We start from the raw sequence: 20,432 nt of genomic DNA, 5'->3' as shown, positions 1-20,432 counted from the left end.
GCCAGCGATGTCCGAAGCGCGCGCGGATCGAGCCATCATTACCGCTGGCGGCATTCCCGCTAGGGGCATCACGGCCGGGGGCGTCACGGCGGGGGGCATCACGGCTGGGGGCGCCCTGCTGGCGCGCCTGAAGGCGGTCGGGGTGGACTACATCTACGCCAACTCGGGTACCGATTTCCCGCCGATCATCGAGGGGCTGGCGGAGGCGGCTGCTGCCGACATCGCGCTGCCTCGGGCGCTGGTGATCCCGCACGAGCACGCCGCCATGGGCATGGCGCACGGCTATTACCTGGCGACCGGGCGGCCGCAAGCGGTGATGGCGCACACCAATGTCGGGCTGGCAAACTGCGCCATCGGGGCGATCAACATGGCGACCGAACGGGTGCCGGTGCTGCTGTTCTCCGGGCGGACGCCGACGCTGGAGCAAGGCCGGCTGGGGGCCAGGACGGTGCCGATCGGCTGGGGCCAGGAGATGCGCGACCAAGCCGCGCTGGTGCGCGAGGCCACCAAGTGGGACTACGAGCTGCGGTTTCCTGAACAGGTGCCGGAGGTGGTGGATCGAGCCTATGCGATCGCCAGTTCGACGCCCAAGGGGCCGGTGTATGTCAGCCTGCCTCGGGAGGTGCTGTGCGGGCCGTGCCCGTCCGATGCGCTGAACCAGCCGACCCGGATGGCGGCGGTCGGATTCGCGCCGACGGCGGCGGCGCTGCGGCAGGCGGCCGAATGGCTGGCCGGGGCGCGGCATCCGGTGATCGTGGCGCAGCGTGGCGCGGGTTCGCCCGAGGGGTTCGCGGCGCTGGCGTCACTGGTCGATGCCTGGGGAATTCCGGTGGTGCAGTACTGGGTAACCGAGATCGCGCTGGCGACCGATCATCCGATGGCGGTGGGCAGCGATCCGGAACCCTGGCTGAGCCAGGCGGATGTCGTGCTGGTGCTGGATTGCCTGGCGCCGTGGTCGCCCGAGGTCAACCAGCTGGCGCCCGGCTGCAAGGTGATCCAGGCCGGCCCGGACCCGTTGTACAGCCGCTTCCCGGTGCGGCATTTTCCGGCCGATCTGTCGCTGGCCGGGGAACTGGACAACGTCATCCTGGGGCTGCAGGCGGCGATGGGTGCGCCGGGGCGGTCGGATGCCTGCCGCGACCGGCGCGAAAGCGTGGCGGCCAAGGCCGAGCAGATCCGGGCGGCGGCGCGGCGGGCGGCCGAACGCGGGCGGGATGGCGAGCTGATGACCAAGGCCTGGGTCAGCCTGTGCCTGTCGCGGGCGATCGAGGGCCTCGATGCGACCGTGCTGTCGGAACTGGGCTGCCCGATGGAGCCGATGACGCTGCGTGCGCCGGGAAGCTGGTATCAGGAGCCTCATTCCGGCGGCCTTGGCTGGTCGGCGCCATGCGCGCTGGGCATGCAACTGGCGCAGCCCGGACGGATCATCATCGCCACGATGGGGGACGGGTCCTACATGTTCGCCAACCCGGTGGTGTGTCATCAGATCGCCGAGGCGTTGGATTTGCCGGTGTTGATGCTGGTGTTGAACAACCACGAATGGGGCGCGGTGCGCAGGTCGGTGCTGGGCACCTATCCGGATGGCTACGCCTCGCGGGCCAACCGGATGCCTCTGGTTTCGCTGGATCCGACACCCGATTTCACCCAGGTGGCGGCGGCGAGCCGGGCCTGGACGGCGAAGGTGGAGACCGCGGCGGAGCTGCCAGCGGTGCTGGCGGCGGCGATCGAGCAGATCACCACGGCCCGGCGCCAGGCCTTGGTGGAGATCCGCGTGGCGCCATGAGCGTGGCGCGGTTCGGCAGGGACAGGACAAGGTCATGAGCAAGGTCGAGTTCCATTTCGATTTTGGCAGCCCGAATGCGTATCTGAGCCACCTGGTGATCCCGGACATCGAGCGGCGAACCGGTGCTCGGTTCGACTACGTGCCGGTGCTGCTGGGCGGGATTTTCAAGCTGACCGGCAACCGCTCGCCGGCCGAGAGCATGGCGGGGATCAAGAACAAGCCGGACTACCAGAAGCTGGAAACCCAGCGGTTCATCGAGCGTCACGCGATCACCGGGTTCCGCGCCAATCCGTTCTTTCCGGTCAATACGCTGGCGCTGATGCGCGCCGCCGTCGCCGCCCGGCGGTTGGGAGTGTTCGAACGCTATGTGGACGAGGCCTATCGTCACATGTGGTCGGACCCGAAGAAGCTGGATGATCCGGCGGTGCTGCGCGCGGCACTGGCTGACTCCGGAATGGACGCCGACCGGCTGCTGACCCTGGCACAGGCGCAAGAGGTCAAGGACGAGCTGCTGGCGAACACGCAACGGTCATTCGAACGGGGCACGTTCGGTTCGCCGACGTTCTTCGTGGACAGGCAGATATTCTTCGGCAAAGACCGGCTGCGCGAGGTCGAGGAGGCAATCGGGCGGAGCGCCGCATAGCGGTCCGCGGCCCGCTCGTCCGGCCTCGGTTCGTCCGGCCTCGGTTCGTCCGGCCTCGGTTCGTCCGGCCTGGGTTCGCCGGCCTGGATTCCCTCGGTCGGATTCGCTTGGTCGTGTTGGCCTGCCCCGAGTTTGCGCGACCGGCGTTTGGGCCTTCCGCTTCCGGCCAACATGCAATATAGTGCATGTAACCGGACGTCGAGGGTCGGAACACGGCAAGGAGGCAGCGTATCGGGATGGTGTCAGGCAACGCCGTCGATTGGTTCGTCGACCGACACGTCGCCGAGGGCAATGGCGCTCGGTTGGCGTTTCGCGATGCCTCGCGGGCCCTGAGCTATGGCGAACTCGCCGCCGCCAGCGCCGCCTTCGCCGGAGCACTGATCGGTGCCGGTGTCGGGCGCGAACAGCGGGTGCTGCTGCTGCTGCAAGACACTGTGGATTTTCCGATCGCGTTCTGGGGCAGCATGCGCGCCGGCGCGGTTCCGGTGCCGATCAACACGCTGCTGACAGCGGAAACTGTGAGCTACATCCTGGCGGATTGCCGAGCGGCGGCGGTGGTGATCTCGGCGGGGCTGGTAGAAAGCCTGGGCGGGGCGCTGCGGGCGGCCGGGGTGGTTCGGGTGATCGTGTCACAGTCGGATGGGTTGGATGGCTGGGCCGGCTTCGCCGGGTTCCTGGCGGGTGGCGATCCGGTAACCCCCAGTGTGGCGGCGTCGGCCGATGAGGTGGCGTTCTGGCTATACTCGTCGGGCTCGACCGGGGCGCCGAAAGGGGTGCGGCACGTGCATTCCAGCCTGCGCCGCACGGCGGAGACCTATGGTGCCAAGGTGCTTGGGATCGGGCCGGACGATGTGATGTTCTCCGCGGCCAAGGCGTTCCATGCCTATGGGCTGGGCAACAGCCTGACGTTTCCTGGTTCGGTCGGGGCGTCGTCGGTGCTGCTGGCGGAGCGGCCGACGCCGGACGCGGTGCTGGACATGATGCGTAGGCACCAGCCGACGCTGTTCGGCGGAGTGCCGACGCTATACGCGGGGTTGCTGGCCAATCCGATGATCTCGCCGGGGGCCGGGTCGGCGCGGCTGCGGCGCTGCATTTCGGCCGGGGAGGCGCTGCCGGCCGATATCGGCAGGCGCTGGAAGTCGGTCGTAGGGGTCGATATCCTGGACGGGATCGGCTCCACCGAGATGCTGCATATTTTCATCAGCAACCATCCCGACGATGTGCGCTACGGCAGCAGCGGCAAGCCGGTGCCGGGCTATCAGGCGCGCATCGTGGACGAGCACGACCGGCCGGTGGCGCATGGCGAGGCCGGCGAACTGGTGGTGCGTGGCGACAGCGCGGCGGATGGCTACTGGAACCAGCGGGCCAGGTCGCGGCGCACGTTCCAGGGCGAATGGACCTATACCGGTGACACCTATACGCGGGATGCCGAAGGCTATTTCCGTTTCCAGGGCCGCAGCGACGAGATGTTGAAGGTCAGCGGCGTCTGGGTGTCGCCGTTCGAGGTCGAGGAAGCGCTGATCTCGCATCCCGCCGTGCTGGAGGCGGCGGTGATCGGGCGCGCTGACAGCGATGGGCTGGTCAAGCCCAAGGCATTCGTTATCCGGCGTGACGAAGGCGATAGGGGTGCCCTGGGCGTCGATGCGCTGGTGGCGGAGCTGCAGGCGCACGTCAAGAGCCGCGTCGGGGTGTGGAAGTATCCGCGCTGGATCGAGTTCGTGGACAGCCTGCCGAAGACGGCGACCGGCAAGATCCAGCGCTTTCGGCTGCGCGAGGTGTGATGCGGGCGGGGCGCATCCGGGTTGCAGGCGGCACGCTGGAGACCGGCTGGTGGGGGCCGGGGCCGGGAGAGGCAGCGACCCTGGTGCTGCTGCACGAGGGCCTGGGCAGTGTGGCGCTGTGGCGCGACGTGCCGGCGCTGCTGGCCGCCTCGACCGGTTGGGGGGTGTTCGCCTACTCGCGGTTTGGCTACGGCGATTCGACGGCGACGGCGCTGCCTCGGCCAATGACCTATATGCACCACGAGGCGGAGGTGGTGTTGCCCGAGGTGCTGCGGGCGGCGGGGATCCGGCGTTCGGTGTTGCTCGGCCATTCCGATGGCGGTTCGATCGCGGCGATCTACGCGGGCTTGAGTGATGCCGCGTTGGGTCATGCCGCCTTGAGTGATGCCGCCTTGGGGGGTGCTGAGCCGGCACTGCTGGGACTGGTGACGATCGCGGCGCATTTCATCGTCGAGGACGTGAACATCGCCAGTATTCGCCAAATCAAGGCCGACTATGACAGCGGGCCGCTGCGGCGGCGCCTGGCGCGCTATCACCGCGATGTCGATGTCGCGTTCCGCGGCTGGAACGACGCCTGGCTGGACCCGCGGTTTCGCGAATTCGAGATCACCGAACGGCTGCGCGGCATCCGGGTGCCGATCCTGGCGTTGCAGGGTGCGGACGATCCCTACGGTTCGGTCGGGCAACTGCATGTGTTCGCAGCCAATGCGCGGGCGCCGATCGAGACCAGACTGATTGCCGGGGCGCGGCACTCGCCGCATCTGGAGGCCAAGGACGCAACCCTGACCGCCATTGCCGGGTTTATCGCCAAGCTTGAGCGAGGTTCCTCGACGTGATCGATTTCCAGACCGACCCTGCGCGCTACCGCCACTGGAAGCTGTCGTTCGACGGGCCGGTGGCGAGCCTGGCGATGGATGTCGATCCGGCGGCCGGACTGATGGACGGCTACGAACTGAAGTTGAATTCCTATGACCTGGGCGTCGACATCGAATTGGCCGATGCGGTGCAGCGGCTGCGGTTCGAGCATCCCGAGGTCAGGGCGGTGGTGCTGCGGTCCGGCAAGCCGGGGGTGTTCTGCGCCGGGGCGAACATCCGCATGCTGGGTTCAGCGACGCACGGCCACAAGGTGAATTTTTGTAAGTTTACCAACGAAACCAGATTGTCGATCGAGGATGCGTCGGAGAACTCGGGCCAGCGCTATCTCGCGGCGATCGCCGGCAGCGCGGCGGGCGGGGGTTATGAATTGGCGGTGACCACCGACCATATCATGCTGATCGACGACCGGCGGTCATCGGTGTCGCTGCCGGAGTTGCCGCTGCTGGCGGTGCTGCCGGGGACCGGCGGGCTGACCCGGCTGACCGACAAGCGGCGGGTGCGGCGCGACCGGGCGGATATCTTCTGCACCGCGGAGGAGGGCGTGCGCGGCCAGCGCGCGGTGGACTGGCGGCTGGTGGACGAGGTCGTGCCGCCCTCGGCATGGGAGGCGGCAGTGGCGGAACGCGCGCGGGCGTTGGCCGGGCAGTCCGATCGTGACGGGGTTGTGGGCAACGGTTTGCGGGGCATCGCGCTGACGCCGCTGCAGCGGACGTTCGGCGACGACGGCGTGGCCTACGAACACGTCATCGCGGTGCTGGATAGGGCGGCCCGCTCGGTGACGGTCACGATCCAGGGGCCGACCGATCTGCCGGGGGATTTGCGCGCCATCCACGACCTGGGCGCGGGGTTCTGGCCGCTGGCGATGGCACGCGAGCTGGACGACCTGTTGCTGCATCTGCGGCTGAACGAACCCTCGCTCGGGCTGCTGGTATTTCGTTCCGTGGGCGATCCGGGGTCGGTGTTGGCGGTGGACGGCCTGCTGGAGCAGTACCAGGACGATTGGGGGGTGCGTGAGATCCGGCTGCTGTTGAAGCGGGTGTTCAAGCGCGTCGACATGATGGCTCGCAGCCTGGTCACGCTGATCGAGCCCGCAAGCTGCTTTGCCGGCAGCCTGGCGGAACTGGTGTTCGCCGCCGATCGTTCGGTGATGTTCGCCGGGACCGTAGCAGGCGACAATCGTGGTCCGGCCAGCTTGCATCTGTCGGCGTTGAATTTCTCCAGCCTGCCGATGGGCAACGGGCTGTCGCGGCTGGCGAACCGATTTTATGGCGAGCCGGACTCGCTGGCGGCGGCGGCCGGTTTGATCGGGGCGACGCTGGATGCCGAGACCGCGGAGCGCCATGGCTTGGTGACGTTCGCCCATGACGAAGTGGACTGGGACGACGAGGTGCGGCTGATGCTGGAGGAACGCGCGTCGTTCTCGGCCGACGCGCTGACCGGGCTGGAGGCTAATCTGCGCTGCGTCGGTCCCGAAACGATGGAGACGCGCATTTTCGGCCGGCTGACGGCCTGGCAGAACTGGATTTTCCAGCGGCCGAACGCGGTCGGCGAGGCGGGTTCGCTGAAGCGCTACGGGTCCGGCGTGCGGCCGGACTTCAACACTGAACGGGTCTGAAACACAACGGGTCTGAAAGGATCATCACCATGCCGGACGGCAGCCAGATCGATTATGATGGCCTGATCCCCAACAATGTCGGCCTGTCCGACGATCTTCGCGTCCGCAAGGCGCTGGAGACCTGGCATCCCGGCTATATCGACTGGTGGAAGTCGATGGGACCCTACGGATTCCAGACCTCGCCGGTGTTTCTGCGCACCGCGGTGGGCGTCGGCAGCGAGGGCTGGGCGAAGTTCGGCTTCGTGCGGATGCCGGAATACCGCTGGGGCATCCTGCTGGCGCCCGCGGTCGAGGGCCGCACGATTCCCTTTGGCGCGCACAAGGGCGAGCCGGCCTGGCAGGAGGTGCCGGGCGAGTATCGCGCCATGCTGCGCCGGCTGCTGGTGATCCAGGGCGACACCGAACCGGCCTCGGTCGAGCAGCAGCGCTACCTGGGTGCCACCGCGCCGTCGCTGTATGACATGCGCAACCTGTTCCAGGTGAACGTCGAGGAGGGGCGGCACCTGTGGGCGATGGTGTATCTACTGCAGAAATACTTCGGCCGTGACGGACGCGAGGAAGCCGAGGACCTGTTGCGCCGCCGCTCGGGGCACCAGGACACGCCGCGCATGCTGGGGGCGTTCAACGAGCAGACGCCGGACTGGCTGTCGTTCTTCATGTTCACCTTCTTCACCGATCGCGACGGCAAGATGCAATTGGCGGCGCTGGCGCAGTCCGGCTTCGATCCGCTGTCGCGCACCTGCCGGTTCATGCTGACCGAAGAGGCGCACCACATGTTCGTCGGCGAAACCGGCATCGCGCGCATCATCCAGCGCACCGCCGAGGCGATGCAGCAGGCCGGGATCGAGGACCCGCACGACATCCAACGGGTGCGGGCGCTGGGCGTGATCGATCTGCCGACGATCCAGAAGAAGGCCAACCTGCACTGCTCGTTGACGTTCGATCTATTCGGTAACGAAATCAGCACCAATGCGGCGAATGCCTTCAACGCCGGCCTGAAGGGGCGCTACCGGGAGGACAAGCTGACCGACGATCATCTGTTGACCGACGCGCTCTATCCGGTGCTGCGGCCGCGCGAGGGCGCGATCCTGCGCGAGGATATCGCCGCGCTTTCGGCGCTGAACATGCGGCTGCGCGATGATTTCGTGGAGGATGCGGCGGCCGGGGTGGCGCGGTGGAACCGGGTGCTGGAGCGCGCCGGCACCGCGTTCCGGATAACCCTGCCGCACGTCGCCTTCAACCGCCGCATCGGCGAGTTCAGCGCGATCCACACCGATACCGACGGCAATATCCTGGGCAACGAGGAGTGGGAGCGGCGCCGCGAGTCGATGCTGCCTTCGACCGAGGACAACCTGTTCATCGCGAGCCTGATGCGGCCCTGCTTGCAGCCCGGCTGCTATGCCGGATGGATCGCGCCGCCTCGGCACGGCATCGACAACATGCCGGGCGATTTCGAGTACGTGCAACTGGCGGGCTGAGGTCCGGCGCTGGGGGTGGATCGCCGCCTCCGGCGCACCAGCTTCGGTGACGCACCACCGCGATGCGGGCGGCCGACAAGCCAGCGATCCTTTGCTCGTTATAGCGGATCACCCAACTGCGCAGCGTTTGCCGATCCATGTCGCAGGGCTTTTGGCCGCCCCAGCCCGGCCGTGACCCTCCAGCACCAGGGCCAACGCCAGCAGCCGCCGCGCGCCATGAATTAACGCAACGCATCAGCCGCGTGATCTGCACGGTCAACGCTGGTCCGCCCCTCATCCACAAGCCGTCCGATCGCTCCAACGGAGCGGTTGATTCCTGACAGCCCCTAATAGCCTTGCGGCATGCTTTTGATGACCGCAGCGATGGCGCTGTCATGTTGGACCTGCGGTGACCTCGAAGGGATGGAGCGACACCTGGCCGACTAACCCAGCGATGCCGATTGCCGACACTATCAGAACCATAACCCAAATGCATTAGCGATGAGGTTGGTTCTCTGCTGCTAATCGGGCGCCAACGAAAGCCACCAGCTCCGGCCCAAGCAAAGGATGTCATAAGTGCCCTCAGATCACTACGATCTTGTTGTTATCGGCAGTGGTCCGGGCGGCGCTTCGCTCGCCCATCGTCTTGCGCCGACCGGCAAGCGCATCCTGATGCTCGAGCGCGGCGAATACCTGCCGCGCTCGGAGCGAAACTGGAGCGCACAGGACGTCTTCGTTGATGGCCTTTATCAAGCTAGGGAAACCTGGACCAATGCCAAAGGCGACAGCTTCAACCCGGCGCTGCATTATTATGTCGGCGGCAATTCCAAGGTCTATGGCGCTGCCCTATTTCGCCTGCGCGAGCGCGACTTCGGCGAGGTGGTTCATGCCGGCGGCATCTCGCCAGCCTGGCCGCTCGGTTATGACGTGTTCGAGCCCTATTACACCGAGGCCGAACGGCTGTTCCACGTCCACGGCCAGCGCGGCGAGGACCCCTGCGAGCCCTGGGCAAGCAGTCGTTATCCCCACGCACCTGTCAGTCACGAACCCAGCATCGCGCGATTGGACGAGAACCTGCGCGGCATCGGCCTACATCCCTTCCACCTACCGCTCGGCATCCTGCTCGATGAGAACAACGGCCGGGTAACGCCAACCAGCCCCTGCATCCGGTGCAGCTACTTCGACGGGTTTCCCTGTCCGATGAACGGCAAGGCCGACGCGCAAGTGGCCTGCATCGATCCGATGCTGGCTGCCCACGACAACGTCACCCTGCTGACCGGCGCCTATGTTTCCCGCCTGGAAACCGACGCCTCCGGCCGCCGAGTCCGATCCGTCCAGGTCACCCGCGACGGTGGCGAGGAAACCTTCTCGGCCGACATCGTGGTGGTGGCATGCGGCGCGCTCTCTTCCGCACTGCTACTGCTGCGATCAGCCAACGACGCGCACCCGAGCGGGCTCGCCAATGCATCTGGCCAACTTGGCCGTAACTACATGCGCCACCACATGAGTGTCGTCGCCGCGATCATGCGCGAACCGAACGACACCGTGTTCCAGAAGACGCTGGCGTTCAGCGATTTCTACTTCGGCGCGGACGATTGGGACTACCCGCTCGGCCTGGTGCAGATGTGCGCGACAAGCCATGCCGATCAGATCCGCGGCGAGGCCCGGCCGCATTGGCTGGAGTGGCTGCCGGACATGCCATTCGAGCAGATCGCGCGCCACTCGATGGATTTCTGGCTGCAGGCCGAGGACCTGCCCCACCCCGATAACAGGATCTACTACCGGGATGGGAAGGTGCATCTCGACCTCACCGAGACCAACCCGCAGGCACTCATGCACCTGAGGCGCAAACTTGCCCAGGCGTTGACCGAGGCCCGTCATCCACATGTGCTGTTGGACCGCACGCTCTACCTCGGCAAGAACATTCCGCTAAGCGGCACCGCGCACCAGGCGGGCACCGCACGCTTCGGCACCGATCCCGCCACTTCGGTGCTCAACCTCGACTGCCGCGCGCACGCGGTGGACAACCTCTATCTCGCCGACGCAAGCTTCTTCCCCTCGATCGGGGCGGTGAATCCAACCCTCACCATCGTTGCCAATGCCTTGCGTGTCGCCGACCGGATCCGCGAGCGGCTATGATCGCCAGGGTGACCGCCATCACCGCCTTCCGGCTGACCACCACCGACCCGGTGCGGCTCGCCCGCTTCTACGCAGGCATGGGCTTCGCGATCGGCAAGCCCCAACTAATTCCGCCGGACGAGATGGCGCTGCTCGGACTCGATGGCGGCGGCACCCGCCTGCCACTCCGCATCGGCGGTCAGCACATCGACCTCGACCGTTTCGATCGGCCGGGCCGGCCTTACCCAAACAACGCCACCGCCGTCGACCTCTGCTTCCAACATCTCGCGCTGGTCACGGACGAACGCGGGGGTAACTTGGGCACAATCATCGGCTCGTTTCCCAACATCTCGTTGGCTTCTGCTCTCTTTCAAAGCGGTTTGCCCTCACGCAGTTCGCGCACCTGCGCTTCGAGATCCATAACCTTGCGTTGCAGAGCAATCAGCGCCGAGGAGTTGCTGCCTTGCATATCGACCGCTGCCCGGGCCTCGGTCAAGCTCAGCTCAGCCCGGTTTTTATTGCCCATCGCGAGGTCGAGCAAAAGCGTGATATCGTCACGCTGCCGGGTCGCAGTGTCCTGCAGCCGGTCCATACGCGCCATCAAGTCCACACGCACGCTCGCAACTTCTTCTTGCAAAACAGCCTTCAGATCAAAGGCGAGCTGTTTAACCTCAACCAAGAGGGTCTGTTGTTGTTCCAACACAGCTGCCTGTCGCTCGTTCGATGCGTTCATTGCGGACAACATCTCGAACATCGCCGACAAATCCGGCCCGTGGTTCTCGCTCATTCGCTCTCTCCAGAAAGCTCACCATAGCGCCCTTCCCACCGCTCGGGGAGAGCGCGGCGACAAACGGCCAAGGGTTCGGTGGGCGTGGGTCTCGGCACGCGACGACAGGCCAATCTCCATTATCGGTCCAGTGACGCTGAGCACCTCCTTGGGTGACTTCACCGTCATGAAGTTCCGCGATCCGGACGGCCATCCGCTGGAATTACTGCAAGTTCCGCAAGAACCCCGCAGTTTCTGGCAAGGGACAGGTTTGCTCGGCATCGATCATAGTGCGATCGGCGTCGCCGATGCCGGGGCTGGCCGCCGCTTCTACGAGGCGCTGGGATTGACCGCGCGAACGCCTATGCTGAGCGCTGGCCTGGCGCGGGCCGCTCTCGACGGGCTCGAGGAAGCGGAGGTCGGCGTCGTGCCGCTTATGCCCCGGGAAGCACCGCCGCACCTCAAGCTGCTGGCCTACCATACATCCAAGGGGGTCCAGCGGAGCTGTCGGCGCCAAATGACATTGCCGCCACCCGGATTGTCTGGGCCGCCGATCGCGACGCGCTGTTACTTGACCCCGACGGCCACTTCCACCTGCTGCGGCAATCGGCGGACGCCCGTCGTCAACCCAAGATGCCGAACCGGCCTCTGAAGCATCAATCCTCGAAACAATCATGAGATACCCCATGGCCTCTTCCGACTGTTCCGTCCAGGCGGCGCCACCCGTCACCATTGTCATCTTTGGCGCCACGGGCGACCTCACTCGTCGGCCGGGTCCCCGGGTGGCCACCGTGCCGGTAAGCCTCGACATCGCCCGTCAGGTTGGTTACGAGTCACTGCTTTACGACCTGTTCATCGGCGACCGGATGCCATTTCAGCGGGCTGACGGGATCGAGGCGAGCTGGGCCGCAGTGCAGCCTTTTCTCGATCTTTGGGCGAAAGGCGGCAAGCCCGATCAATACCAGCCTGGCAGCTTTGGCCCCAACGCTGCCGAAACGCTGCTGGAACGCGACGGCCGCACCTGGCATCGGCTTGCCGCCGAGAGGAGGCAGAGATGAGCGCCGCGCGGATGGGATCGGTCCGCCCGATCGAGGATTACGCGCTGATCGGATCAACCGAGGGCGCGGCCTTGATTCACCGCGACGGCACCATTGAATGGCTCTGCGTGCCGCGCTTCGATTCCGAGGCGATTTTCGCGGCACTGCTCGGCGATCGCAGCCATGGCGCCTGGCAACTTAGCACGCCGGATTCAAGCGCCCGGGTCTCCCGGCGCTATCTGCCCGAGACAATGGTGCTTGAAACAACGATCGAGACCGACGACGGCAAGGCCCTGGTGCTCGATTTCATGCCGCGTCCTGCCGTCGGTGGCACGCACGAGCTGGTCCGCATCGTTCGTGGCATCGCCGGTCGGGTCAAAATCGCCATGGATCTGCGCCTGCGTTTCAATTACGGCGCCTGGGCGCCTTGGGTGGTGCGGGAAGAGGGGATGATTGTCGCGACCGCGGGGCCGGACGCAGTGCGACTGAGCAGCAGCATCGATCTCGACAACGTCGATTTTTCCACCCGGGCCCGCTTCGACATCGCCTCGGGGCAGACCGTCGCCACAATGCTGGAATGGTTTCCATCGCACCAAAGCCCGCCGCTTCCGCGTGATCCCTACGCGCTGCTGCAGCGCACGATCTCGGAATGGGAGCAGTGGGCTCGAAGCTGCACCTATAAGGGCCCTCATGCCGAGGTCGTGCGACGCTCGCTGATCACCCTCAAGGCTCTGACCTACCGCCCGACCGGGGGCATCGTGGCGGCACCAACCACCTCGTTGCCCGAGATGCCCGGCGGTGTTCGCAACTGGGATTATCGCTTTTGCTGGCTGCGCGACGCCGTGCTGACGATCTACGCCCTCACCGGTTCGGGGTTCCACGACGAGGCGAGCGCATGGCGCTGGTGGCTGATGCGAGCCGCCGCCGGGGCACCCGACGAGCTGCAGATAATGTACGGCCTGCACGGCGAACGCCGGCTGACAGAGGTCGAACTCGATCATCTGCCGGGATATGAACAAAGCCGCCCCGTTCGCGTCGGCAACGCCGCGCACGGCCAACGCCAGCTCGATGTGTACGGCGCCGTGCTGGGCGCGTTCGACGCCGGGCGGCGCGCCGGCCTGCCCGACATGGACAAAGTGTGGCCGCTCCAGCGCGCCATCGCGAAAAACCTGCTGACGGTCTGGCATGAGCCGGATTCGGGCCTTTGGGAAGTGCGTGGGCAGCCTCGTCACTTCGTCTATTCGAAGGTCATGTGCTGGTTCGCCTTTGATCGGATGGTGGCAAGTGCGACTGAGTTCGGCCTCGATGGCCCGGTCGAGGAATGGCGACGCGCCCGCGACGAGATCCATGCCGACGTCTGCGAAAAAGGGTATGACGAGGCGACCAATAGCTTCGTTCAGTATTACGGCGCCGATCGGGTCGATGCGGCACTGCTGCAGATCCCGATGCTGGGTTTCCTGCCCGCCAATGACCCGCGCGTGCTGGGCACGATTGCGCGGATCGAACGAGAGCTGCTGGAGGACGGCGTCGTCTATCGCTACCGGACGGACCGCGACGATGCCGATGGTCTCCCCGGTCACGAAGGCGCCTTCCTGGCGTGCAGTTTCTGGCTGTGCGACGCCTGGGTGCTTGCCGGCCGCATCGACGACGCGCGAGCGCTGTTCGAGCGGCTGCTGACTTATGGCAATGACCTCGGCCTCTTCGCGGAGGAATACGACCCGGCCGCCGGTCGGCAGCTTGGGAATTTTCCGCAGGCGTTCAGCCACTTCGCGCTGGTCAACACCGCGCATACTTTGACTGGCCAGCCAGGCGGCGTCGCCGAGCACCTCGCTGACGGATCAACGCGATAGCGCAAACCGTCGCACCCACGCTCATTTCGCCATGTTATTGATCGATCGGGGCAGCAGCCCTTCCTGGCGCAGCCCGCGCCACGCCAACACGCTGTCGCCAAGAAACACGACAAGCGAAATGACCGTGCAACCCAAGGCGACGGCAAACAGCCCGATCAACCAGCCGGTGACCGCCGATTTGCCCACGCTGCCCAGGAACAGGACGAAGGCGGCGGCGCACGTCGAAGCACCGCCGATGCCGCCGACCACGATCGAGGCGTCCAACAGCCACCTCCGATGTTCAAGACGAACGAGATGTCGGCGCAGATTGGTGTCATCCGCTGGGCTGACATCGCCCGTCAGCAGGGTGGCCGCGTGCGCCATGTCGTCCGAAACGCGGGCCAGACGCGTGTTGAACAACCCAAGCAGTATGCCAATGCCGGACAGCAGGAACACCGGCGTCAGCGCCGTCTGGATCAGGTGCGCGACATCTCCGGTGGGGTCAGTCATCGGTGGGCGGAGATTGTAAGGCGCAAAGGATGATCCGTCGGGCCTTGAAGCCTGAAGGGGCTGTCATGTCTCGACAGTCCGGTGTGAGCGCGGGAGATCACAGAGTCGGTGTCCGCTGCGAGGTTCACGTTGCATGACGCGTGGAACCGGGCCTTGGATCTTCGGCATGTCGCGACCGGGCAGCCGGGCCGTATGTGGTGACGATCGTTTAATCCGATCAGCACAGGCACGCCCGTCCATTTGGCAACTACTCTTCGGCCAAATGTTCGTTGCATGTAAAACTCCTTATATCACTCCCCAAAGACGGCGAATTTCCAGGCACGAGCCAATGCCTATTGCGCATCGTCTCTATGATTGTAGTTTTATCCGTTTGCGCATCGTCTCCTTGATTGTAGTTTTATCCGTAAGCACGGAAGCGCGAACTCCGCTCAAGGGTGCCGAGGGCGACACTCAGTGCGAATGGAACCCGCAGACCAGTTTCGGCCCAGGACTGCCCGGCGAATGATCCCGGGCCGCGACGTTATCCAGAAGCATGCGACGCGGACCGCAGCATCACTGCTGTTTGCCTCCTCAACCCATTAAGCCCGATCGGAGAGATCGGCGGCCGTTTTCGCCAGTTACTTGTTGACGGCGCTTGCCACGCGACAGACAAACCGCCAGTCGCGCGCGGGCCATTCCTGGCCGGCATCGAGAGCAGGGTTATCGCAATGATGCATCGAATGCATTGGCGTCATTGGTCCGTTTGCTTCCTTAGTACGGCAGGCGCTACTCAGGGCGGCGCCGGCTCCAACCCCGGTTGTTCACCGCCGGACGCCCCAGCCACGAAGAGATGCGAATGTTGAGGTTACTTTCCCCGACCACGGCAGTCCTCCGGAAGCCGATATCCGGACCCGGCCAGACCGCTGCGAGCAGTGCTCGTGAACCTATTCTCTACGAATCAAACAGGGCCAGTTCGCCGGCAGTGGCAGCGCGGTGACCGATTGCGTCGCGGAATGGCAGATCGCATGATCGTCGCGACCCGACCCGCCGGCAGCGGCCGCCGCCTGCACCCGCTCGCCGTGCGCATCATGCACTGGATCAACGCAGTGGCGATGATCGTGATGATCACGTCCGGCTGGGGAATCTACAATGACGACGTCATTATCAGAGGCTTGCACTTCCCTGACTACTTGCGGCTTGGGGACTGGGCGGCTTGGAGCCTGAACTGGCATTTTGCCGGCATGTGGCTGAGCGTGCTCAACGGCCTGGCCTATCTCGTCTACGGCAGCATCACCGGTCGCCTGCGCGAACGGATGCTGCCGATCCGCATTGCTGAAGTGTGGGCAACCATCCGAGACACGCTCCACTTCAAACTCGCGCACGAGGACCTGACTGTCTACAACGCGGTCCAGAAGCTGCTCTATATCATCGTGATCCTGGCGGGGATCGCACAAGTCGTTACGGGAGTAGCGATCTGGAAGCCGATCCAGTTCTCTGGCCTGGTCGCTTTGTTGGGCGGCTTTCAGACAGCGCGTGTGATCCACTTCGCCGGCATGACAATCATCTTCGGCTTCCTGATCGTCCACGTCGTATTAGCGTTGCTTATCCCGCAGACATTGCTAGCGATGGTGACGGGCGGCCCCAGGATCGCAAGATCACCCGGACAACCCGATCGTCATACCTAGGCCCGTTGCACATGAGATCTCCCTTTCGCCCGGCCGGCGCTACGAGCCTGACCGACATGCTCGATACCCACCAGCCGCTCATCCGCTCGCTTGAGCGGCGCGGGCTGCTCCGTGGCGGATTATCGCTGGGCATGCTCACGATGCTCACGGGCTGTGACGTGCAGCGGCCCGAATCCGTCGAGGCCGCGCTGCTGGCCATCTCCCGGCTGAACGACGGCCTGCAGGCTTGGCTGTTCGATCCGAACAAGCTGGCGCCCACTTACCCGGCTTCGATGGTGCTGAAGCCGCCGAAGTTCAATGCCTATTACGACGTGGTTGACGTCAAGCCTGTCGACGGCGCCACGTGGAAGCTGGAGGTCACTGGCCTTGTTGCCAGCAAGCGGCCTTGGACGGTGAGCGACCTGGCCGCGTTGCCTCAGCAAAGTGAGATCATCAAGCACATCTGCGTGGAAGGCTGGAGCTATATCGGCCAATGGTCCGGCGTTACGCTCCGCAGCTTCCTGGAGCGCGTCGGCGCGGATCTGAGCGCCAAGTATGTCGCCTTCCAGACCGCCGACGATTACCCGAGCAGCATCGACATGGCAACGGCACTGCATCCACAGACATTGCTTGCAACCGGTTACGCCGGCTCGCCGCTGGCCGACCCGTTTGGCTACCCGTTACGGCTGCGGACATCGACCAAACTCGGTTACAAGAACCCGAAATGGATCACCGCCATCGAGGTGACAAACACCTATCCCGGCGGATACTGGGAAAAGCGCGGCTTCCCGTGGTTCGCCGGCATCTGAGATGCCTGAACGAAACGCAGGCGTCGACAAGCCCCGTATCATGCCGCGAGCCAGCATGAAGGCAGTGCTTTGTATAGCCGTCTGTCTGGCAGCTCCGGGCGTTGCCGCGCAGGCACAGAGCAGGACCCCCGGAGGCATGCCGCCGCCGCTCGGCATGAGCTTGGCAGCCTCTGCCGCGATGCGGTTTCCGCAGCCGGTCCGGGTAGGAGATCTGTTCAATCGCCAGGTGCTTCAACCCGTCGAGAGCCAGACCCGCATTGGCCGGGTCGTGGGGGTGATGCAGGACGGCAAGGGCTTGATCTTTGCCGTGATCCAGTTTGGCGGCTTCTTCGGGTTTGGCAGCCGGCCGATTGCCGTTCCGATCGATGCGATGGTTTTAGTGGGGCAGGACATGGAGGTGGTCGCCTATACACCGGACCAACTCAGCGGCTTCCCGACCTTCGCCCCCAGTAACGGCGACACCACGATCGATCCGAACCGCCTGATTAAGGTTGGTCTCGCCAAACCATCGCACTGATAGCAGTCCGGGCGCGAGTTTGGTCTCGGACGCCATGCCGAACGGCTATCCAACCAATAGCTTTTCCAGCAAGCAGCGTCGCCATATTGTTTGATCAGGGTTGGTATCCGCAGAGGGAAATATGATATGAAACCACTGACCATTGGTGCCGCACTTTTAGTTATGTCCGTTGGGACAGGTGCCCCCATTTTTGCTCAAGCCGCGTCGATGTCATCGGCAAAAGCTGCTGTCATGGCAGACCACACGTTACGTACCAGTAAGTTGCTGCACGCACCTGTTTATAATGCTACAGGAGAGGAAATCGGTACGATCGACGACGTTCTGGTCGATCCGAAGGTTGGCAAACCTCGGGCAATACTGGCGGTGGGACAGTATTTGGGGAAACAAGATAAATTGGTAGCGGTACCGCTTAGCAGTATAGAATTTGGTTCCGACAGAATGGAAATGCCGCAAGGGACCAAAGAGCACATGGCGGAAATGAAACGGTTTAGCTATGGCTCGCCCCTGGAAGGCGGCGGCGGCTAACCCATCTTATTCAGCGCATGGCAGGGACGCTCTGGCGGATGTGGCGTAAGCATCTGATTTGAAGCAGAGATTTGGCAGTCGCCGTGCCTATCGTGCGTCGACCTTTGCAAACAATCGGTGCGGCTTCGCGCCAGCGTAGCTTCGCGCCTTCGTGGTTTTCGTTGTCCCTCGCCTGCGCGAGCGGGTGACGGCCGCGACGCTCTAGCCGCGGCCGATCGCCCTCAGCGATGCTTCGCGAGAAACGCCAGGATCAGGCTAGCGATTTCGTCAGTCTTCTCGTCCAGTGCGAAATGGCCCGCATCGACCAGATGGATCTCGGCGTCCGGCAGGTCACGCTGGAAGGCCGTTGCGCCCGCGGCGATAAAGGACGGATCGTTGGCGCCCCAGGCGACCAGCGTGACCGGACGGTGCTCGCGCAACCAGGCCTGCCACTTCGGATATGACGCAACGTTGGTCCTGTAGTCGTAGAGGAGCGCCGTCTGGATTTCGCGCTGACCTGGCTTTGACAGGTGGGCGAACTCGTCGGTCCACGTGTCCGGGTTATAACGCTCGGGATGCGACGTGCCGTGGGTGTGTCTCTGCTCAGTCGCCTCGTACGAGAGGAAAGCATCCACGACTTCCGGGTGCGCCTTCGGGTCAGCCCAATACTGGGCGATCTTGCTCCACTTCGGACCGAGACCCTCTTGGTAGATGTTGCCGTTCTGAGTGATGAGGGCATGCAGCCGACCCGGATGAGCCAGGATCATGCGCATGCCGGCCGGCGCACCATAATCGTGGATGTAGAGCGTGTACGATTCGACCTTCAGCTGAGCCAGGAGGTCGTTCATGGTCTCGGCGATGTGGTCGAAGGTATAGCGATATTCTGACGGCGGCGGCGCCTCGCTTTGACCGAACCCGGGGAAATCCGGAACGATCAGATGGTAGCGCGTGGCCAGCAGCGGGATGAGCGTGTCGAATTCCCGCGAGGACGATGGGAAGCCGTGCAGCAGCACGATCGTCGGCGCGTCTTTGCGCCCGGCCTCGCGATAGAAGATGCGAACCCCATTGACTTGGGTTCGATGGTAGGTCGTGGTGGCTGTGGTCGACGGGATCGGCTCTGCCGTGGCCGCCCCGGCGCCGGCGAGGACGGCAGCGCCGGTGAGAGCGGCTCCGAGATGACGAGTTTTCATGCTCTGGCTCCCTCAGATGTCAGGCGCGACCGTGCGCCGTGGCGAGCTCGACGGCCGCCTGCTTCGCGCGCTGGAAGTCGCCGTCGGGGTCTTGGGTCAGCAGGGTCGGCTGGAAGCGAACCTCGTCGATGGCGGTGACGCCGGCCTGGTTCAGCCAGGCGCGCAGGTAGGTGGACTGGTGGTCCACGCCGAATGCCGGCGATGGAAAGCTCTGCGCATAGGCGCCGGCGGTGAGCACCAGGGTCGCGTGCTTGTTCTCCAGCAGCCCGAAGTAGCCGGTGTCGGGCTTGAGGCCCCACAGCAGGCCAGGTTGGTGGATGACGTCGATGTAGTGCTTGAGGCGGTACGGAATGCCGGCGTTCCACATCGGCGCCGCGAGGAGGTAGCGGTCCGCGGCGATGAAGCGCGTCGCCGTTTCGACCACCTGATCCCACGCCGTCTTCTGATCGGCATCATGCTCTTGCCCGAGCATTACGGTTACCTTGGCGGCCACCTTGTCGCCGTCGAAGACAGGAAGCTCCGTCTCCCACAGATTGAGGACATCAACCTCCAGGGCTGGCGTCGCGGTCTGCAAAGCCTCGAGATAGGCCTCAGCGACCTGCGTGGATTTTGCTTGAGCGCCGCGCGGGGAGGCTTGGATGAACAGGAGCTTTGTCATGGTTAAAATCCTTCGACGGCGGCGCGGGGACTCCCCCGGGCCAAGTCCGATTGAGGTTGGAGATCACAGGCGCAAGTCGCTCAGCCCCGGGCGGCTCGGACCTTCTGGATCGCGGTCTCTTCGGTGAAGGGCGGAAACGGGGGGCTGCTCATGGACGTCGATCTTTGACAATGAGGGTTGCTGCGAGAGGGGGGGCCTCCGGTCGGGCGCACGCTCAGGGCCGCGCCCGGCCGAAAGGGTGGCTTCACGCCACGCGAGCTCGGGCGATGGCGAGGGTGTCGATGTACTGACGGAAGCGGGTGATCTTGCCGTCCTTGATCGTCCACACGTGGGCGTAGCGCGCCTCGGAGGACTTGCCGGTGGCGCCGTGCACCCCGGTGAAGTCGCCCAGCGACACGACGGTGTCGCCTTCGGTGATGAACTCCGTGGGCACCAGGGCGAAGCTCGACCACTCCGCGGTCAGCGGCTTGAACAGGCCTTCGGCGACGGCTTCCGGACCGCGTCCGTCGATCTTGTAGTGCCACATGGTGATCCATTCGATGTCGCGCGCCATCAGGCCAAGGGCCCCGAACGCGTCGCCGGCGCCCAGCTTGTCGTAGAAGCTGCGGACGATGTCGGTGGTGGTCATGGTCGGTGTCCTTCGGCTTTAGGGTGGGCCGTGCGAGCGGCGCCGCGAGGTGTCGAACAGCGCCGGGC

The 20,432-nt window shown here is 64.8% G+C and carries 20 protein-coding genes; 14 read left to right on the top strand and 6 right to left on the bottom strand.

The genetic code is table 11. From position 1 onward, the window contains the following. Positions 1-7 precede the first annotated feature (7 nt). The 7 genes from ACQY4T_RS05570 (at position 8) to ACQY4T_RS05540 (ending at position 10,294) form a co-directional block, all read left to right on the top strand. Positions 8-1,783 (top strand): thiamine pyrophosphate-requiring protein, encoded by a 1,776-nt coding sequence (locus ACQY4T_RS05570; RefSeq protein ID WP_428538739.1) that lies wholly within the window; start codon positions 8-10, stop codon positions 1,781-1,783. A gap of 34 nt (positions 1,784-1,817) precedes the next feature. Beyond that, entirely contained in the window at positions 1,818-2,426 is a 609-nt protein-coding gene (locus ACQY4T_RS05565) for a 2-hydroxychromene-2-carboxylate isomerase (protein ID WP_428538737.1), read from the top strand. 236 nt (positions 2,427-2,662) lie between these two features. Next, positions 2,663-4,207: a benzoate-CoA ligase family protein gene (locus ACQY4T_RS05560; protein ID WP_428538735.1), complete on the top strand. Its 1,545-nt coding sequence runs from the start codon at positions 2,663-2,665 to the stop codon at positions 4,205-4,207. Beyond that, positions 4,207-5,043, top strand: coding sequence for an alpha/beta fold hydrolase (locus ACQY4T_RS05555; RefSeq protein ID WP_428538733.1), 837 nt, complete (start codon positions 4,207-4,209; stop codon positions 5,041-5,043). The genes ACQY4T_RS05560 and ACQY4T_RS05555 overlap by 1 nt, the downstream gene beginning before the upstream one ends. Next, a complete protein-coding gene (boxC, locus tag ACQY4T_RS05550; RefSeq protein WP_428538731.1) occupies positions 5,040-6,698 on the top strand; it encodes a 2,3-epoxybenzoyl-CoA dihydrolase in 1,659 nt (552 codons plus the stop codon). The genes ACQY4T_RS05555 and boxC overlap by 4 nt, the downstream gene beginning before the upstream one ends. A gap of 29 nt (positions 6,699-6,727) precedes the next feature. After that, positions 6,728-8,176: a benzoyl-CoA 2,3-epoxidase subunit BoxB gene (gene boxB, locus ACQY4T_RS05545; RefSeq protein ID WP_428538729.1), complete on the top strand. Its 1,449-nt coding sequence runs from the start codon at positions 6,728-6,730 to the stop codon at positions 8,174-8,176. Positions 8,177-8,731: 555 nt separating this feature from the next. Continuing rightward, entirely contained in the window at positions 8,732-10,294 is a 1,563-nt protein-coding gene (locus ACQY4T_RS05540) for an FAD-dependent oxidoreductase (RefSeq protein ID WP_428538727.1), read from the top strand. Between the two features lie 104 nt (positions 10,295-10,398). On the opposite strand, the gene ACQY4T_RS05535 is transcribed toward ACQY4T_RS05540, so the two are convergent. After that, positions 10,399-10,557: a hypothetical protein gene (locus ACQY4T_RS05535; protein WP_428538725.1), complete on the bottom strand. Its 159-nt coding sequence runs from the start codon at positions 10,555-10,557 to the stop codon at positions 10,399-10,401. Between the two features lie 86 nt (positions 10,558-10,643). After that, on the bottom strand, positions 10,644-11,060 hold the full coding sequence (locus ACQY4T_RS05530) for a hypothetical protein (RefSeq protein ID WP_428538723.1): 417 nt from the start codon (positions 11,058-11,060) through the stop codon (positions 10,644-10,646). 148 nt (positions 11,061-11,208) lie between these two features. Between ACQY4T_RS05530 and ACQY4T_RS05525 the strand changes: the two genes are divergently transcribed. From ACQY4T_RS05525 to ACQY4T_RS05515, 3 genes are read left to right on the top strand one after another with little or no spacing between them, the layout of a single operon-like run. After that, positions 11,209-11,691: a hypothetical protein gene (locus ACQY4T_RS05525; RefSeq protein WP_428538721.1), complete on the top strand. Its 483-nt coding sequence runs from the start codon at positions 11,209-11,211 to the stop codon at positions 11,689-11,691. 34 nt (positions 11,692-11,725) lie between these two features. Beyond that, complete coding sequence (locus tag ACQY4T_RS05520; protein ID WP_428538719.1) at positions 11,726-12,097, top strand: hypothetical protein; 372 nt, start codon at positions 11,726-11,728, stop codon at positions 12,095-12,097. Next, complete coding sequence (locus tag ACQY4T_RS05515; RefSeq protein ID WP_428538718.1) at positions 12,094-13,926, top strand: glycoside hydrolase family 15 protein; 1,833 nt, start codon at positions 12,094-12,096, stop codon at positions 13,924-13,926. Before ACQY4T_RS05520 ends, ACQY4T_RS05515 begins: the two co-directional genes overlap by 4 nt. A 21-nt stretch (positions 13,927-13,947) precedes the next feature. Here the strand turns inward: ACQY4T_RS05515 and ACQY4T_RS05510 are convergent, their stop codons facing one another. Further along, a complete protein-coding gene (locus tag ACQY4T_RS05510) occupies positions 13,948-14,415 on the bottom strand; it encodes a DUF2721 domain-containing protein (protein WP_428538716.1) in 468 nt (155 codons plus the stop codon). 1,004 nt (positions 14,416-15,419) lie between these two features. Here ACQY4T_RS05510 and ACQY4T_RS05505 point away from each other — a divergent pair. The 4 genes from ACQY4T_RS05505 to ACQY4T_RS05490 all read left to right on the top strand — a co-directional run bounded on the left by ACQY4T_RS05505 (position 15,420) and on the right by ACQY4T_RS05490 (position 17,909). Beyond that, complete coding sequence (locus tag ACQY4T_RS05505; RefSeq protein ID WP_428538714.1) at positions 15,420-16,079, top strand: cytochrome b/b6 domain-containing protein; 660 nt, start codon at positions 15,420-15,422, stop codon at positions 16,077-16,079. A 56-nt stretch (positions 16,080-16,135) separates the two neighbouring features. Beyond that, entirely contained in the window at positions 16,136-16,867 is a 732-nt protein-coding gene (locus tag ACQY4T_RS05500) for a molybdopterin-dependent oxidoreductase (protein ID WP_428538712.1), read from the top strand. A gap of 136 nt (positions 16,868-17,003) precedes the next feature. Continuing rightward, positions 17,004-17,384, top strand: a complete 381-nt coding sequence (locus tag ACQY4T_RS05495; protein WP_428538710.1) for a PRC-barrel domain-containing protein — start codon at positions 17,004-17,006, stop codon at positions 17,382-17,384. Between the two features lie 126 nt (positions 17,385-17,510). Continuing rightward, the gene (locus ACQY4T_RS05490) at positions 17,511-17,909 is read left to right on the top strand and encodes a PRC-barrel domain-containing protein (RefSeq protein WP_428538708.1); all 399 of its coding nucleotides are present in this window, start codon (positions 17,511-17,513) and stop codon (positions 17,907-17,909) included. A 221-nt stretch (positions 17,910-18,130) separates the two neighbouring features. Here the strand turns inward: ACQY4T_RS05490 and ACQY4T_RS05485 are convergent, their stop codons facing one another. From ACQY4T_RS05485 to ACQY4T_RS05475, 3 genes are all read right to left on the bottom strand, one after another. Continuing rightward, on the bottom strand, positions 18,131-19,078 hold the full coding sequence (locus tag ACQY4T_RS05485; RefSeq protein ID WP_428538706.1) for an alpha/beta fold hydrolase: 948 nt from the start codon (positions 19,076-19,078) through the stop codon (positions 18,131-18,133). 19 nt (positions 19,079-19,097) lie between these two features. Further along, positions 19,098-19,736, bottom strand: a complete 639-nt coding sequence (locus ACQY4T_RS05480; RefSeq protein WP_428538704.1) for an FMN-dependent NADH-azoreductase — start codon at positions 19,734-19,736, stop codon at positions 19,098-19,100. A 244-nt stretch (positions 19,737-19,980) separates the two neighbouring features. Then, positions 19,981-20,364 (bottom strand): nuclear transport factor 2 family protein, encoded by a 384-nt coding sequence (locus ACQY4T_RS05475; protein ID WP_428538702.1) that lies wholly within the window; start codon positions 20,362-20,364, stop codon positions 19,981-19,983. Positions 20,365-20,432: the final 68 nt, after the last annotated feature.

It is taken from the genome of Rhodopila sp. (genome assembly GCF_965277825.1).
Taxonomy (GTDB): Bacteria; Pseudomonadota; Alphaproteobacteria; order Acetobacterales; family Acetobacteraceae; genus Rhodopila.
The sequence above is the reverse complement of the archived record's forward strand: the minus strand, read 5'-3'. Positions and strand labels throughout refer to the sequence as shown.